The 13,799-nt window shown below is 70.5% G+C and carries 16 protein-coding genes and 1 pseudogene; 7 read left to right on the top strand and 10 right to left on the bottom strand.

Features of this window, described 5'->3' with window-relative positions; translation table 11 throughout:
• Window positions 1–120: 120 nt before the first annotated feature.
• Window positions 121–303: a Flp family type IVb pilin gene (locus tag BM140_RS21885; protein WP_091951104.1), complete on the bottom strand. Its 183-nt coding sequence runs from the start codon at window positions 301–303 to the stop codon at window positions 121–123.
• Between the two features lie 167 nt (window positions 304–470).
• Window positions 471–656: a Flp family type IVb pilin gene (locus BM140_RS21880; protein ID WP_091951192.1), complete on the bottom strand. Its 186-nt coding sequence runs from the start codon at window positions 654–656 to the stop codon at window positions 471–473.
• A gap of 347 nt (window positions 657–1,003) precedes the next feature.
• Here BM140_RS21880 and BM140_RS21875 point away from each other — a divergent pair, with 347 nt between their 5' ends.
• A complete protein-coding gene (locus tag BM140_RS21875; RefSeq protein ID WP_091951102.1) occupies window positions 1,004–1,501 on the top strand; it encodes a pilus assembly protein N-terminal domain-containing protein in 498 nt (165 codons plus the stop codon).
• 117 nt (window positions 1,502–1,618) lie between these two features.
• On the opposite strand, the gene BM140_RS21870 is transcribed toward BM140_RS21875, so the two are convergent.
• Window positions 1,619–3,121, bottom strand: a complete 1,503-nt coding sequence (locus tag BM140_RS21870) for a phosphomannomutase/phosphoglucomutase (RefSeq protein ID WP_091951100.1) — start codon at window positions 3,119–3,121, stop codon at window positions 1,619–1,621.
• A 188-nt stretch (window positions 3,122–3,309) separates the two neighbouring features.
• Window positions 3,310–3,981, bottom strand: a complete 672-nt coding sequence (locus BM140_RS21865) for a DNA-binding protein (RefSeq protein ID WP_091951098.1) — start codon at window positions 3,979–3,981, stop codon at window positions 3,310–3,312.
• 175 nt (window positions 3,982–4,156) lie between these two features.
• Between BM140_RS21865 and BM140_RS21860 the strand changes: the two genes are divergently transcribed.
• Both BM140_RS21860 and BM140_RS21855 read left to right on the top strand, forming a co-directional pair.
• Window positions 4,157–4,825, top strand: a complete 669-nt coding sequence (locus BM140_RS21860) for a response regulator transcription factor (protein WP_091951096.1) — start codon at window positions 4,157–4,159, stop codon at window positions 4,823–4,825.
• Window positions 4,822–6,156: an ATP-binding protein gene (locus BM140_RS21855; RefSeq protein ID WP_091951093.1), complete on the top strand. Its 1,335-nt coding sequence runs from the start codon at window positions 4,822–4,824 to the stop codon at window positions 6,154–6,156. The genes BM140_RS21860 and BM140_RS21855 overlap by 4 nt, the downstream gene beginning before the upstream one ends.
• 11 nt (window positions 6,157–6,167) lie before the next feature.
• On the opposite strand, the gene BM140_RS21850 is transcribed toward BM140_RS21855, so the two are convergent.
• Window positions 6,168–6,557 (bottom strand): YraN family protein, encoded by a 390-nt coding sequence (locus tag BM140_RS21850; protein ID WP_091951090.1) that lies wholly within the window; start codon window positions 6,555–6,557, stop codon window positions 6,168–6,170.
• Window positions 6,541–7,482 (bottom strand): 16S rRNA (cytidine(1402)-2'-O)-methyltransferase, encoded by a 942-nt coding sequence (rsmI, locus tag BM140_RS21845; protein WP_091951089.1) that lies wholly within the window; start codon window positions 7,480–7,482, stop codon window positions 6,541–6,543. Before rsmI ends, BM140_RS21850 begins: the two co-directional genes overlap by 17 nt.
• A 118-nt stretch (window positions 7,483–7,600) precedes the next feature.
• On the opposite strand from rsmI, the gene BM140_RS21840 reads away from it, so the two are divergent.
• A complete protein-coding gene (locus tag BM140_RS21840) occupies window positions 7,601–8,797 on the top strand; it encodes a penicillin-binding protein activator (protein WP_091951087.1) in 1,197 nt (398 codons plus the stop codon).
• Between the two features lie 4 nt (window positions 8,798–8,801).
• On the opposite strand, the gene hemW is transcribed toward BM140_RS21840, so the two are convergent.
• The 4 genes from hemW to BM140_RS21820 all read right to left on the bottom strand — a co-directional run bounded on the left by hemW (window position 8,802) and on the right by BM140_RS21820 (window position 11,915).
• On the bottom strand, window positions 8,802–9,980 hold the full coding sequence (gene hemW, locus BM140_RS21835; RefSeq protein ID WP_091951085.1) for a radical SAM family heme chaperone HemW: 1,179 nt from the start codon (window positions 9,978–9,980) through the stop codon (window positions 8,802–8,804).
• A 131-nt stretch (window positions 9,981–10,111) separates the two neighbouring features.
• Window positions 10,112–10,747 (bottom strand): RdgB/HAM1 family non-canonical purine NTP pyrophosphatase, encoded by a 636-nt coding sequence (rdgB, locus tag BM140_RS21830; protein ID WP_091951083.1) that lies wholly within the window; start codon window positions 10,745–10,747, stop codon window positions 10,112–10,114.
• Complete coding sequence (gene rph / locus BM140_RS21825) at window positions 10,744–11,457, bottom strand: ribonuclease PH (protein WP_091951080.1); 714 nt, start codon at window positions 11,455–11,457, stop codon at window positions 10,744–10,746. The genes rdgB and rph overlap by 4 nt, the downstream gene beginning before the upstream one ends.
• A 158-nt stretch (window positions 11,458–11,615) precedes the next feature.
• A complete protein-coding gene (locus BM140_RS21820; RefSeq protein WP_091951078.1) occupies window positions 11,616–11,915 on the bottom strand; it encodes a hypothetical protein in 300 nt (99 codons plus the stop codon).
• Window positions 11,916–12,129: 214 nt separating this feature from the next.
• Between BM140_RS21820 and hrcA the strand changes: the two genes are divergently transcribed.
• The 3 genes and pseudogenes from hrcA to BM140_RS21805 form a co-directional block, all read left to right on the top strand.
• Complete coding sequence (hrcA, locus tag BM140_RS21815; protein ID WP_091951190.1) at window positions 12,130–13,221, top strand: heat-inducible transcriptional repressor HrcA; 1,092 nt, start codon at window positions 12,130–12,132, stop codon at window positions 13,219–13,221.
• A 22-nt stretch (window positions 13,222–13,243) separates the two neighbouring features.
• Window positions 13,244–13,453, top strand: a pseudogene (locus BM140_RS21810) (transposase); the annotation flags it as partial.
• Window positions 13,454–13,505: 52 nt separating this feature from the next.
• The coding region (locus BM140_RS21805) for a transposase (protein WP_131803795.1) at window positions 13,506–13,799 on the top strand (294 nt) is incomplete at its 3' end.

Raw genomic sequence — 13,799 nt, 5'->3', positions numbered from 1 at the left:
CGGCTCTACGAAAAAAGGGCATTCCCGCGAGCGGCCCGCGTCCGGCGGCCCTGCCCGAGGGAATGCCCGAGACCTTCCGTGTCCGAGCCGCCCCTCGGGGCGGCGGCCGGTGCGGTCGCCTTACTTGATGTTGGAGGCCTGGGTCTTGAGGGCGTCGCCCATCGTGTCGAACGCTTCCGTCAGCTTGCCGCGGAAGGCGGTGAAGATGGTGACGACGGCGATGCCCATCATGGCGGCCACGAGGCCGTATTCGATGGCGGTGGCGCCGGACTCGTCGGCAACGAAGCGCTTGGCGAGGTTCATGAGGGTATCTCCTGCTTCGGAAGGCGGCTCCCGGAAGCGGGACGGCCGTCGGTCAAGGGGGCAAGGCACAGGCAATGGACCTGCCTGCGGGATACGGAGGGCGGACGTGAGCCGGACGGCAGCCCTGTCCCATCGCGATCGGTGCGGCGGCCGATGCCGCCGCGGCCTTACTTGATGTTGGAGGCCTGGGTCTTGAGGGCGTCGCCCATGGTGTCGAAGGCTTCCGACAGCTTGCCGCGGAAGGCGGTGAAGATGGTGACGACGGCGATACCCATCATGGCGGCGACGAGGCCGTACTCGATGGCGGTGGCGCCGGATTCGTCGGCGGCGAAGCGCTTGGCGATTGCTTTCATGGTGATCTCCACTTGAACGTTCATCCTGAGCGACGGTCGAAAGTCTGTTCAGGCTTCGATCGGCGACGGGGCTAGAGTTAGCGCCGACGCGTTGCGTTTGGGTTAAATGGACCGTCGAAGGCCGGACTGCGAGGGGAGTTCGGGAGCTGAGTTAACGGTCGGTTGCTTCGACTGCGCAGTGACTCGGACGATTCTCGCGAACCGTTGCTTGCAGGAATTAGCGGTTCCTTCACCACTTTCCTGTTGTTCTGCCGCTCGCAAGACGCCGGACGGATTCCACAGGGACCCGACCGGGCGGCACGCGCCCGGCGGTCACCCGCCGGCCCATCGGACCGGACCGACAGCCCATGCCCCGCCCGCGCCTCGTACGTTCCGCCGCCTTTGCCGCCGCCTTTGCCGCGCTTCTTGCCGCCGGCGCGGCGCAGCTCGTTCTGACGGGGGTGGCCGTCGCCAACGAGCCGATGCCGCAGAGCGTCGTCTCGGTCTCGGTCGACAACGCCAAGGTGATCCGGCTGCCGGAGAAGACCGCGACGGTGATCGTCGGCAATCCGCTGATCGCCGACATCACCCTTCAGCGGAACGGCGTCGTGGTGCTCACGGGCAAGAGCTTCGGCAGCACCAACCTGATCGCGCTCGACAACAAGGGCACGATGCTCGCGGAATCGACCATCAGCGTGCAGGCGCCGCAGGCCTCGATCATCACCGTGCAGCGCGGCCTCGACCGCGAATCCTATTCCTGCACGCCGAACTGCCAGCCCTCGGTCCAGCTCGGCGACGCGCAGAAGTACTTTGCCGATACCAGCGCCCAAGCCGAGCAGCGCCGGTCGATGGCGACGGGCAAGTAAGTTTCCGTCTCCCCCCTCTTCATTCCGGGGCGCGAAGCGAAGCCGGAATGAGAGCGCTTCACAGAAGCGGTTCGTCGGCAGACGGCCACCGCCCGAAGCGATGGCCCGGCGAACGCCTCAGATCGTCTGGTTGTACGCCCCGACCTCCGGGTGCTCCCGGAGCACGCCGTCAACGGCCTTGAACATCTCGTGCAGCCGCGCCTCCGAAACGGGGCTTTCCACCACCACCACGAGTTCCGGCTTGTTCGAGGAGGCCCGCACCAGTCCCCAGGTGCCGTCCTCGGTGGTGATCCGCACGCCGTTGACCGTCACGAGGCTCGTGATCGGCTGGCCCGCCACCGGCTCGGCCGTGGCCTGCATCGCCCGGAACCGCTCGGTCACCGCCTCGACCACGCCGTACTTCACCTCGTCGGCGCAGTGGGGCGACATGGTCGGCGAGCCCCAAGTCTTCGGCAGGGCCCGGTAGAGGTCGGCCATCGACTTCTCGGGGTTGCGGTCGAGCATCTCGATCACGGCGATCGCGGTCAGCAGGCCGTCGTCGTAGCCGCGGCCGACCGGCTCGTTGAAGAAGAAGTGCCCGGACTTTTCGAAGCCGGCGAGCGCCCCGAGTTCGTTGACGCGGCGCTTGATGTAGGAGTGACCGGTCTTCCAGTAATCGGTCTTGACCGCGCGAGACTGCAATTCCGGGTCGGCGGCGTAGAGGCCGGTCGACTTCACGTCGACCACGAAGGTCGCGCCGGGATGGAGCTTCGACAGGTCGCGGGCGAGCATCACGCCGATCTTGTCGGCGAAGATCTCCTCGCCCTCGTTGTCGACCACGCCGCAGCGGTCGCCGTCGCCGTCGAAGCCGAGGCCGACATCGGCGCCGTGCTCCTTCACGGCATGCGCGATGGCATGGAGCATCTCCATGTCCTCGGGGTTCGGGTTGTAGCGCGGGAAGGTGTAGTCGGGCTCGACATCGAGCGGGATCACCTCGACGCCCAGCCGCTTCAGCAGTTCGGGGGCGAAGGCGCCGGCCGTGCCGTTGCCGCAGGCGGCGACCACCTTGAGCTTGCGGGTCACAGGCTTGGCCCGTGCGACGAGATCCTTGAGGTAGGTCTCGGCGAAGCCCTCGACAAACTCGTAGGAGCCGCCGTCGCGGTACTGGTAGGTGCCGCCGGTGACGATCTCCTTGAGCCGAGTCATTTCCTCGGGGCCGAAGGTCATCGGGCGGTTGGCGCCCATCTTCACGCCGGTCCAGCCGTTGTCGTTGTGCGAGGCGGTGACCATGGCCACGCAGGGGCAATCGAGGGCGAACTGGCCGAAATAGGCCATCGGCGAGAGCGCGAGCCCGATATCCTTCACCCGCAGACCCGCGGCCTGCATCCCGGCGATGAGCGCGAGCTTGATCGAGGAGGAGTAGGAGCGGAAATCGTGCCCGGTGACGATCTCGGGCCTGACGCCGAGTTCGTGCACCAGGGTGCCGATGCCGAGCCCGAGCGCCTGCACCCCCATCAGGTTGATTTCCTGCGGGAACAACCAGCGGGCGTCGTATTCGCGAAAACCGGTCGGCTTGACCAGCGGCAGCTGCTCGAAGGCGAAGGTGTTGGGGTCGAGCTTCGGCAGCGGCTTGGGAAACATCGCGGGCCCTTCGCGTCGTCGGTTGTGGAACCGACGACGCGTGTAGCCCGCGGGGACGGCCGGGGGAAGCTTCACGGCGTTTCCGACGCCTCGAACACCGAGACCTGCCTGCGCCGGATGCCGCCTGATCGGATGCGATGCGGTTTGCCCGACGATCGAGCAAACCGCGGGCCCGTCGCCGGGACGAATCAGAACACCCGCTTCTCGCGGATTTCGCCGTCGAAGCCGACATGGAGCATCCGCTCGCGCCCGTCCCCACCCTTGGCGGCGACATCGAGATGCTTCGGCCCGCGCCTGGCGATGCGGATATCGGTGTAGCCCGCGGCCTCCACCTTGGCCCTGAGGCCCGGAAGGTCGATCTCGGGGCCGAGGCCGAGCTTGTCCTTCATCCAGTCGATGCCACCGGGGGGCGGCCCGCCCGCGGGCTTCAGGCGCGTCGTCGTGCCGTCGGCCCGCACCAGGGCGGCGGCGTGCAGAAAACCCTTCTCGAACCGGCCGCTCACCGTCACGGTCTCGCCCTTGCGCACCAGGTCGCCGCCCTCGCCCTGGCGCCCGGTCTCGACCAGCGTCCGGCCGGTCGCGTCCTGCAGGATGAACTTGTTGCCGAAGATCTCGGCGACCTCGCCCCTGGCGGCCACGGCGCCGGACGGGGCGAGTGCGGAGATCGCCACCGGCTCCAGCGGCGTGGTCGCGACCTCGCCCTTCTGGGCGAAGGACAGACCGGCGGCGCCGAGCGCCAGCGGCAGGGCGAGCGCGCCGACGACGAGGCCGCGGCGGGCGCCCGGACGGCGCGGAGGCTCGGCCGGAGCGGGCTCGCTCGATGCGTTGTCGAGCAGGGCATTAGACGATTGGTCGGTCATCGGTCGTGTCCTTCGTGAACTTCCAAAGCTCCGGTGGGGCTTTCGTCCGCCGGGATGGGCATCGTTTAGGGGCTCGCCCGAAATCCGGCCTGAACCCGCCGGTTCAGTTTCCGTTAAAGGTCGGCGCCTACAGCGCGCCGCCCCTTGGACACCGCCCGCGCGAGACGCCCGACCGATGAAGCTTCTGCTCGCCGAGGACGAGGCCGCGCTGGCCGCCGAGCTGCTGCGGGCACTGCGGGCCGAGCATTTCGCCGTCGATCACGCGGTGAACGGCGAGGATGCGCGCCATCTCGGCGAGACCGAACGCTACGATGCCGTGGTGCTCGATCTCGGCCTGCCGATCGTGGACGGCGTCACGGTGCTGCGCGACTGGCGGGCGGCGGGGCTGACCCTGCCGGTGCTGATCCTCACGGCCCGCGACGGCTGGAGCGACAAGGTCGCGGGCTTCAAGGCAGGCGCCGACGACTACCTCGTCAAGCCGTTTCGGACCGAGGAGCTGGTGATCCGCCTGCGCGCCCTGGTGCGGCGGGCGAGCGCCAACGGCGCGACGCGGATCGCCTGCGGGCCGCTCGTCTACGATGCCGGGCTCGGCAGCTTCGAGCGCGACGGGCTGCCCTTGCGCCTCACCGGCCTCGAATGGCGGGTCCTGTCCTGCCTGATCCTGCGCAAGGATGCGGTGGTGCCCCGCGACCAGCTGATCGAGCGGGTCTACGACGGCGACGCCGAGGTCGATTCGAACTCGGTCGAGGTCATCATCACGCGCTTACGCCGCAAGATCGCCCCGGCCCGGATCGAGAGCGTGCGCGGCCATGGCTGGCGCCTGCAGGCGGGGGACGAGGCGTGAGCGCGCGGCGGCCCGGCGGATCGCTCCAGCGGCGCCTGTTCCTCGGGGCGCTGGTCTTCGTCACCCTGGCGCTGGTGGTGGCGGGGCTCGCCATCGGCCTCGTGCTGTACCGCTTCGCCCGCGGCCAGATCGACGCCCGCCTCGACGGTGAGCTCCTTGCGATGTCCTCCGATCTGAAACCGGGGCCGAGCGGGCCGATTCTAGCGGCGCCGCATGACGGCCCGCCCTTCGACCGGGCGCGGTCCGGCTGGTACTGGCAGGTCCGCGCCGGCGATGCCGTCCTGCGCTCGCCGTCCCTCGGCGCGGCCGATCTCGCGCTGCCGCAGGTGCCCGAGCCCGAAGACGGCCGCCCCGTCCCGGCGGACGGCACCGGGCCGCGGGGCGAGGGGTTGATCCTGCGGGTCCTGCGCCTGCCCGGCCCCCGCGACGGCCCCGACATCGTGCTCGTGGCCGCCGCGCCGGCCGCTGCCCTCCACGGGCCCTTGCGCGAGGCCGGCAAGACGCTGGCGCTGGCGCTGGGACTTCTCGGAATCTGCCTGATCGCCGGCATCACGGTGCAAGTCCGGCTCGGCCTTCGCCCGCTGCGGGCCCTGCGCGACGACCTCGCCGCCGTGCGTGCCGGCGCAAGCGAGCGCGTGCCCGCCGAGCAGCCGCAGGAAATCCGGCCCGTCGTCACCGAACTCAACCTGCTGCTCGACCAGAACGCGGCCAACCTCGAACGCGCCCGCGCGCACGTCGCCAACCTCGCCCACGGCCTCAAGACGCCGCTCGCCACCCTCGCCATGGCGGCCGAGCGGGGGGCCGAACCGGGCCTCGCCCCGCTGGTCGCCGCGATGGACCGTCAGGTGCGCCATCACCTGCGCCGGGCGCGGGCCGCCGCGCTCGGCGGCTCGATCCGAACGCGGACCGATCTTTCCGCGCACACAAGCGACCTCGCCGCCGCCTTGTCCCGGCTGCACGCCGAGCGCGGCGTCGCCATCGCGACCGAGGTGGCACCGGGCACGAGCGTGGCCTGCGACGCGCAGGACCTCGACGAGATGCTAGGCAACCTGATCGACAATGCCTGCCGCTGGGCTGCCTCGCGCGTGCGCATCCGGGCCGCGCGGGACGGCGGGCTGATCGAACTGCGGGTCGAAGACGACGGCCCCGGCCTGACGCCGGAGCAGGCCGCCCATGTTCTGCAACGCGGTCGCCGCCTCGACGAGACCGTCCCCGGCGACGGCTTCGGCCTACCGATCACGTTGGAACTCGCCGAACTCTACGGCGGCGCCTTGAGCCTGGAGCGCTCCGACCTCGGCGGCCTGTTGGCGCGGCTGCGCCTGCCGGCCTGACACGGCATTCCTCAAAACCCCTCCAACTCGAACGCATTCGGGAGGTGCCGCGGCCAGCGTCGCGGTGCCACGAACACCGCATCGGCCCGCAGGGTCACGTCCGGCGGCAAGTTCTTTCGCGCGAGCCAGACCCGCGCCGCGCGGGACATCCGGGTCCGCTTGCGCGCGTCGATGGCGCCGGCCGCCGCATCGAGGCTCGCCCGCGCCTTCACCTCGACGAAGGCGATCGTGCGCCCGCGCCGAACGATCAGGTCGATCTCGCCGCCCGCCGCCGCATAGCGCCGGGCGAGCGGGCGGTATCCCTTCAGCATGAGCGCCAGTAGCGCGAAGGTCTCGGCCGAGAGGCCGCGGCCATGGGTGGCGCGGCGGCGCGCCTGCGCGCGGTCAGGCGGGCTCGTCATCGCTCTTGCGGGCGAGGGCAAGGGCGCGGGCGTAGACGGCGCGCTTGGGCTGGCCGGTCTCGTCGGCGACGAGTGCCGCCGCGTCCTTGATCGAGTGGCGGGCGAGCGCCGCCTCGATCCGTGCGTCGAGCCCGGCATCGGTCTCGCGGGCCTTGGCGTCCTCGGGCTCGGCGCCGATCACCACCACGACCTCGCCCTTGGGCGGCCCCTCCTCGGCGTAGAGGCGGGCGAGCCCGCCGAGGCTGTCGCGGCGGATCGTTTCGTAGAGCTTGGTCAGCTCGCGGGCGACGGCGGCCGGGCGCTCGGGGCCGAGCACGTCGGCGGCGTCCGCCAGCATTTCGGGCAGGCGGTGGGGGGATTCGAACACCACGAGGGTACCGGGGATCGGCGCCAGCGCCTCCAGCCGGTTGCGGCGCGCGCCCGATTTCTGCGGCAGGAAGCCTTCGAAGAAGAACCGGTCGGTCGGCAGGCCGGCGGCCACGATGGCGGTCATCACCGCCGAGGGGCCGGGGATCGGCGTCACCGGGATGCCGGCCGCGATCGCCGCCTGGACCAGCTTGAAGCCGGGGTCCGACACCAGCGGCGTGCCGGCATCCGAGACCAGAGCCAGGGTCTCGCCGGCCTTCAGCCGCAGCACCATCCGTTCGCGCACGGCCTCGTTCGAATGCTCGTGATAGGACAGGAGCGGCGTGGTGATGCCGTAATGCATCAGGAGCGTGCGGGTGACGCGGGTGTCCTCGGCCAGCACCGCGTCGGCGGCGGCGAGCGTCGCCAGCGCGCGGAACGAGACGTCGCGCAGGTTACCGATGGGCGTCGCCACCACGTAGAGGCCGGGCGACGGCCGCTCGGCTTCCGCCGCGAGGCCGAAGGCGGTGAAGGTGGCCGGCCCCTCTCGGCGGGCATTCGAGTCGCTGCGCTGTGTCATCGGCGCGACAATGGCACGCCGAGGCCTGTTTGCGGACCGTGGAGAAGGCCTGCCCCGCATTTACTTTTTACGGGGCTTGCCCATCGTGATCGGGAGTTGCGGGCGGGGAGGCTCGACGATGGCGTGGTTGGGCGGTCGGTTGGCGATGCTGTGCGGCGCGGCGCTCGCGCTCTCGGCCTGCGTCGGCGGGCCCGACGGGCCGCGGCCGGACACGCGTTCCGCCCCGCCGCCGGTCGCCGAGGCGGCACCGGCCCCCGCGTCGGGCCAGCGGATCGGCACCGGTTCGGTCAAGGTCGCGCTGATCGTGCCGCTGACCGGACAGGGCGCGGCGGTGGGCGCGGCGCTGCGCAACGCCGCCGAACTCGCCTATGACGACTTTCAGAAGCCCGACCTGTCGATCCTCGTGAAAGACGACCACGGCACCCCCGAGGGGGCCCGCGAGGCGGCCCAAGCTGCGCTGAACGAGGGCGCCGAGATCGTGCTCGGGCCGCTCTTCGCCGCCAGCGTCCAGGCGGCGGGGGGGATCGCCCGGGGCGCGGGCAAGCCCGTGGTGGCGTTCTCGACCGATGCCGGGGTGGCGGCGCGGGGCGTCTACCTCATCAGCTTCCTGCCGCAATCGGAGGTGGACCGCATCGTCGAGGAAGCCACCGCCTCCGGGCGGCGCTCCTTCGCGGCGCTCATCCCCGAGACGACCTACGGCAACGCCGTCGAGGCGCAGTTCCGCGAGGCGGTGGCCCGGCGCGGCGCCCGCCTCGTCGCCATCGAGCGCTATCCGGCCGGCAATCCCGGCCCGGCGGTGGAACGCCTGCGCAGTATCGTGACGGGCGCGAGCGCGCCTGCCGACGCCCTGTTCGTGCCCGACACGCCGGACGGGCTTTCGACGGTCGCTCCCGCCCTGACGAAGGCCGGTTTTTCGCCCGGACGGGTCCGCCCGATGGGGCTGGCGCTCTGGAACGACCCGCGGGTGTTGTCGCAACCCGCCTTCCAGGGCGGCTGGTTCGCCGCGCCCGACACCGCGGGTTTTTCGGGCTTCGCCCAGCGCTATCAGGCCCGGTTCGGCGCGACGCCGCCGCGCGCCGCCTCGCTCGGCTACGACGCCGTCTCGCTCACGGCGGCGCTGGTGCGCCAATACGGCACCCAGCGCTTCGCCGACGCGACGCTCACGAGCCCGGCGGGATTTTCGGGGTTGGAGGGCACCTTCCGCTTCCGGCCGGACGGGCTCAGCGAGCGCACGCTCGCGGTCTACGAGATCCGGGGCAACGCGGCGGCGGTGGTGAGCCCGGCGCCGAAGGTGCTGGGGCCGTCGGGGATTTAACGCCTTACGCCGCCAGTTCCGCCACCACCGCGTTCAGCACCGGCGCGCCCCGCGGCGTCACCGCGATGCGTCCCGTCTCGCGCTGGGCCACCAGCCCGTCCGAGACCAGCGCGGCGAGGCGCCCGGCATCGAGCGGGCGGCCCTTCAGGGCGGCGTAGCGGGCGGGGTCGATTCCCTCGGCGAGCCGCAGGCCCATCATCAGGAACTCGTCGCCCTGGTCCTCGGCCGACAGGCTCTCGGTTTCGACGATGCCGTGGCCGTCGCGCTCGACGCGGGCGAGCCAGGCCTCCGGGGCCTTCTCGGTCAACGTGCCGGTGCGCCCCTCGGGCAGGACGAGGCGGCCATGGGCACCGGGGCCGATGCCGGCATATTCGCCGTAGCGCCAATAGAGCTGGTTGTGGCGCGATTCCGCACCCGTGCGGGCGTGGTTCGAGATCTCGTAGGCCGGCAGGCCGTGGGCCGCGCAGATCTCCTGCGTCACGTCGTAGAGCGCGCGCGACACGTCGTCGTCCGGCGGCACGAGGCGGCCGGCCTGGGCGAGGCCGAAGAACGGCGTGCCGGGCTCGATGGTGAGCTGGTAGAGCGAGAGATGCTCGGCGGCATGCGCGATGGCCTCGCGCAGTTCCTGCGCCCAGGCCTGCGGCGTCTGCTCCGGCCGGGCGTAGATCAGATCGAACGAGAAGCGCTCGAAATGTTCGGCCGCGACCCGCACGGCGGCGAGCGCCTCGTCCACCGAATGCAGCCGCCCGAGCCGCTTGAGGTCGGCATCGTTCAACGCCTGCACGCCGAGCGAGACGCGGTTCACCCCCGCCGCCCGGTAGCCGCGGAAGCGGGTCGCCTCGACGCTGGTGGGGTTGGCCTCCAGCGTCACCTCCGCGTCGGGGGCGATGCACCAGGCGCCCGCCACCGCGTCGAGCAGGCCCGCCACCGTCTCGGGCGCCATCAGCGAGGGCGTGCCGCCGCCGAGGAAGATGCTGGTGACGGTGCGCCCCGGCGCCGAGGCGGCGGCATGGGCGATCTCCCGGCGGAACGCTGCGAGGAAGCGCGGCTGGTCGACGCCGCCGTGGCGGACATGGCTGTTGAAGTCGCAATACGGGCACTTCGCCGCGCAGAACGGCCAGTGCAGGTAGATTCCGAAGCCCGCGTCGCGGGTCGGATGGTCGGGCGGTGTCACGGGGCGCATTCTTTTGCTGGTCGAGGGGCGCCCACCCGTTCCGGCTCCTTCGGGGCTGCTGCGCAGCACCTTAAGATGAGGGGAGTGGGGAAGGAGCGGCTTTGAGCGTGATGTAGGCTCTCTTCGCCCCCTCACAAAAACTATCCCGGCCGGCGCAGGCAGGCGTCGGCCAGCGTCACGAAGGCCCGGGCCCGGTGCGACAGGGCGTTGCCGCTCTGCCAATCGACGCCGTGCTTCTCTTCCGAAGAAATCTCGCCGAAGGTGCGGTCCATGCCCTCGGGGCGGAACATCGGGTCGTAGCCGAAGCCGAGGGTGCCGCGGGGCGCCACGAGGTCGCCGAAGACGCGGCCCTCGAACAATTCGGTATGGCCGTCGGGCCAGGCCAGCACGAGGGCGGAGACGAAGTGGGCGCGCCGGTCGGTGGCGCCGCGCTTGTCCAGTTCCGCCTCGATCCGGGCCATGGCGCCGGAAAAATCCTTGTCCGGACCGGCCCAGCGGGCGGAAAAAAGCCCCGGCGCGCCGTCCAGCGCATCGACGCAGAGGCCGGAATCGTCGGCGAAGGCCGGAAGCCCCGAGGCTTCCGCCGCGGCAATCGCCTTGATCGCCGCGTTCTCCGAGAACATCGTGCCGGTCTCGTCGGGCTCGGCCAGCCCGAGTTCGCCGGCCGAGACCGCCTCGACGCCGAAGGGCGCGAGGAGTTCGCGCATCTCCACGAGCTTGCCGGCATTGTGGGTCGCGATGACGACCTTGCCGGTGAGGATGCGATGGTCGCTCATGCGATCACCTTCCTTTGCAACTCGACCAGTTGCGCGATGCCGGCCTTGGCCAGCCCCAGCAGTTCGATGAACTGCGCCTCCGAGAACGGCTCGCCCTCGGCCGTGCCCTGCACCTCGACGATGCCGCCCTTGCCCGTGAGGACGAAGTTCGCATCGGTTTCGGCGGCCGAATCCTCGGCATAGTCGAGGTCGAGCACGGGCTGGCCCTTGTAGATCCCGCAGGAGACCGCCGCGACGTGATCCTTCAGGGGATCGACCGAGATGATCGAACGGGATCGCATCCAGGCGAGGCAATCGTGGAGCGCGACCCAGGCGCCGGTGATCGAGGCGGTGCGGGTGCCGCCATCGGCCTGGATCACGTCGCAATCGATGGTGATCTGGCGCTCGCCGAGCGCGGGAAGGTTGGTGACGGCGCGGAGCGAGCGGCCGATCAGCCGCTGGATCTCCTGCGTGCGGCCGGACGGCTTGCCCGAATTGACCTCGCGGCGGGTGCGCTCGTGGGTGGCGCGGGGCAGCATCGCGTATTCGGCCGTGACCCAGCCCTTGCCCGAGCCGCGCAGCCACGGCGGCCCGCGCTCTTCGAGGGTGGCGGTGCAGAGCACGCGGGTGTTGCCGAAGCTGACGAGGCAGGAGCCCTCGGCGTAGCGGGCGACCGCCCGCTCCAGCGAGACGGCACGCAACTCGTCGGGCGCGCGCTTGGACGGCCGCATCCGCAGGGTTCTCCAGGATCAGAATTCGGAAGTGGGCGCTCTTAGGCGCTGCGGCCCCGCGCGGCAACTCCGGTCCGGACATGACAAGGGCCGCCAGCCCGAAGGATGACAGCCCCGGAAGGCGCTTCCCAAAAGGGAAGCGCGACTCCGAAAAGACCTTAGCGGTAGTGGCGGTGATGGCGCATCATGTGGTGACGCATCATATGCCGGCGCATCATGTGGCGGCGGTGATGGCGCATGTGGTGGCGGTGCATGTGCCGGTGATGGCGCATGCCGTGACGGTGGCCATAGCCGTAGGCGACCGGGGTGGCCTCGGTGGCGGCGGCTGCCGTGGCCTCGGCCGGCACGGTGATCGGAGCGGCTTCCGCCTGGTGCGGCGCGGCGGTCAGGCCGAAGCCCGACAGGGCGATCGCGACGGCTGCGGCCTTGAGAAGGGTCTTTGAGGCGCCGAGCTTCACGGGCGTTCTCCACTTCCTGGGGAATTTTATGGTGTCGATCCGCGCGCCGGGAGGCGTTCGGTCCTGCGCTAACCGTGAGCGGGGGAAGAACGATCCCTCGACCTGCCGAGATCGTTGACGGATCGTCGATCCTGTCGCGCGCTTTCGACCGGCACCGGGAGGATTGATCGCGAGCGGCCTTGCGCCCACAATCACCCGCCCAGTCGAGTTCACCGTGTCCGACATCCCGTTCAACACCGTGCGTCACCAGCCCCAGGCGCTTTCCGCCCTCAACGAGCGCGCCCGCGAGATCTTCCGGCAGATCGTCGAGAGCTACGTCACCACCGGCGAGCCGCTCGGCTCGCGCAACCTCGCCCGCATCCTGCCGATGAGCCTGTCGCCGGCCTCGATCCGCAACGTTATGGCGGATCTGGAGCATTCAGGCCTGATCTTCGCGCCCCACACCTCCGCGGGCCGTCTGCCGACCGAGATGGGCCTGCGGTTCTTCGTCGATGCCATGATGGAGATCGGCGACGTCGATCGGGAGGAGAAGGCCCGCATCGAGGCGCAGATGCAGGCGGCGGCCTCGCGCCACACCTTCGATTCGGCTCTGGCCGAGGCCTCGTCCCTGCTCTCGGGCATTTCCCGCGGCGCGGGCGTGGTGCTGACCACCAAGGTCGATGCCGGCCTCAAGCATGTCGAGTTCGTCCGCCTCGATGCCGACCGGGCGTTGGTGGTGCTGGTCTCGACCGACGGCACGGTGGAGAACCGCCTGCTCGACCTGCCGCCGGGCCTGCCCGCGGGGGCGCTCCAGGAAGCCTCGAACTTCCTCAATGCGCGGCTGCGCGGACGCACGCTCGACGCGCTGCGGGCCGATATCGAGGCCGGTCGCAAGGCGATGAAGCGCGAACTCGACGCCATCACCGAGCGGCTGGTCGATGCCGGCCTCGCCACCACGGTCGGCCCGTCGGAGGCGCGCCAGCTGATCGTCCGGGGTCAGGCCAACCTGCTCGACGACCTGCGGGCGGCCGAGGATCTCGAGCGCATCCGCCTGCTGTTCAACGACCTCGAGACCCAGAAGGACGTGATCGAGCTCCTGGCCCGCGCCGAGCAGGGCGATGGCGTGCGCATCTTCATCGGCTCCGAGAACAAGCTCTTCTCGCTCTCGGGCTCCTCCATGATCGCCGCGCCCTTCCGCGACAGCACCCAGAAGATCGTCGGCGTCGTCGGCGTCATCGGACCGACCCGGCTGAACTATGCCCGCATCGTCCCGATGGTCGACTACACCGCCCGCGTGGTCTCGGGGCTCCTCGACCGGCCGCGCTAGATGTTCAATCCCCTTGTGTGGTGATCGAGACTGGCAGAGGCAGGCCGGCACGGTCGAGCTGCACCTCCCCAAGTTGCGCAAGGGCTCATACTTCCCAGGTTTTCTGGAACCTCGGCGCATGGCCGAGAAGGCGCTCACGGCCGTGATCCAAGAGGCTTACATCCAGGGCATCTCGACCCGCTCGGTGGACGACCTCGTCCAGGCCATGGGCGGGACCGGCATCTCGAAGAGCTAAGAGCGCCTAACAGAACGGCACGAAGCGGTGGATGGTGCGTTGGTGGGGCATGGCTCGCGCTCTGCTTCCCGACGATCTCTGGACGGAGATTGCCCCGCTCCTGCCGCCGCCTCGGCCGCGCCCGAAGGGCGGACGGCCTCCGATCGACAATCGGGCGGCGCTGACCGGCATCCTGTTCGTGCTGCGCTCCGGCCTACCCTGGGAGATGCTACCGGCCGAGATGGGCTGCGGGAGCGGCATGAGTTGCTGGCGGCGTCTGCGCGACTGGCAGGCAGCCGGCGTGTGGGCGCGGCTGCATCAGGTCCTGTTGGAGCGCCTGCACGCGGCCGGTGAGATCGACTGG

The sequence above is a fragment of the Methylorubrum salsuginis genome (assembly GCF_900114375.1).
Classification (GTDB): Bacteria; Pseudomonadota; Alphaproteobacteria; order Rhizobiales; family Beijerinckiaceae; genus Methylobacterium; species Methylobacterium salsuginis.
Note: the sequence above shows the minus strand (reverse complement) of the source record. Positions and strands in the feature narration are given on the sequence as shown.

Coding starts and splice junctions, on each gene's coding strand:
- rdgB (WP_091951083.1), bottom strand. CDS start 10,747: ATGAGCGACCATCGCATCCTCACCGGCAAGGTCGTCATCGCGACCCAC.
- rsmI (WP_091951089.1), bottom strand. CDS start 7,482: ATGACACAGCGCAGCGACTCGAATGCCCGCCGAGAGGGGCCGGCCACC.
- BM140_RS21885 (WP_091951104.1), bottom strand. CDS start 303: ATGAACCTCGCCAAGCGCTTCGTTGCCGACGAGTCCGGCGCCACCGCC.
- BM140_RS21850 (WP_091951090.1), bottom strand. CDS start 6,557: ATGACGAGCCCGCCTGACCGCGCGCAGGCGCGCCGCCGCGCCACCCAT.
- BM140_RS21840 (WP_091951087.1), top strand. CDS start 7,601: ATGGCGTGGTTGGGCGGTCGGTTGGCGATGCTGTGCGGCGCGGCGCTC.
- rph (WP_091951080.1), bottom strand. CDS start 11,457: ATGCGGCCGTCCAAGCGCGCGCCCGACGAGTTGCGTGCCGTCTCGCTG.
- BM140_RS21875 (WP_091951102.1), top strand. CDS start 1,004: ATGCCCCGCCCGCGCCTCGTACGTTCCGCCGCCTTTGCCGCCGCCTTT.
- BM140_RS21860 (WP_091951096.1), top strand. CDS start 4,157: ATGAAGCTTCTGCTCGCCGAGGACGAGGCCGCGCTGGCCGCCGAGCTG.
- BM140_RS21880 (WP_091951192.1), bottom strand. CDS start 656: ATGAAAGCAATCGCCAAGCGCTTCGCCGCCGACGAATCCGGCGCCACC.
- BM140_RS21870 (WP_091951100.1), bottom strand. CDS start 3,121: ATGTTTCCCAAGCCGCTGCCGAAGCTCGACCCCAACACCTTCGCCTTC.
- hemW (WP_091951085.1), bottom strand. CDS start 9,980: ATGCGCCCCGTGACACCGCCCGACCATCCGACCCGCGACGCGGGCTTC.
- BM140_RS21865 (WP_091951098.1), bottom strand. CDS start 3,981: ATGACCGACCAATCGTCTAATGCCCTGCTCGACAACGCATCGAGCGAG.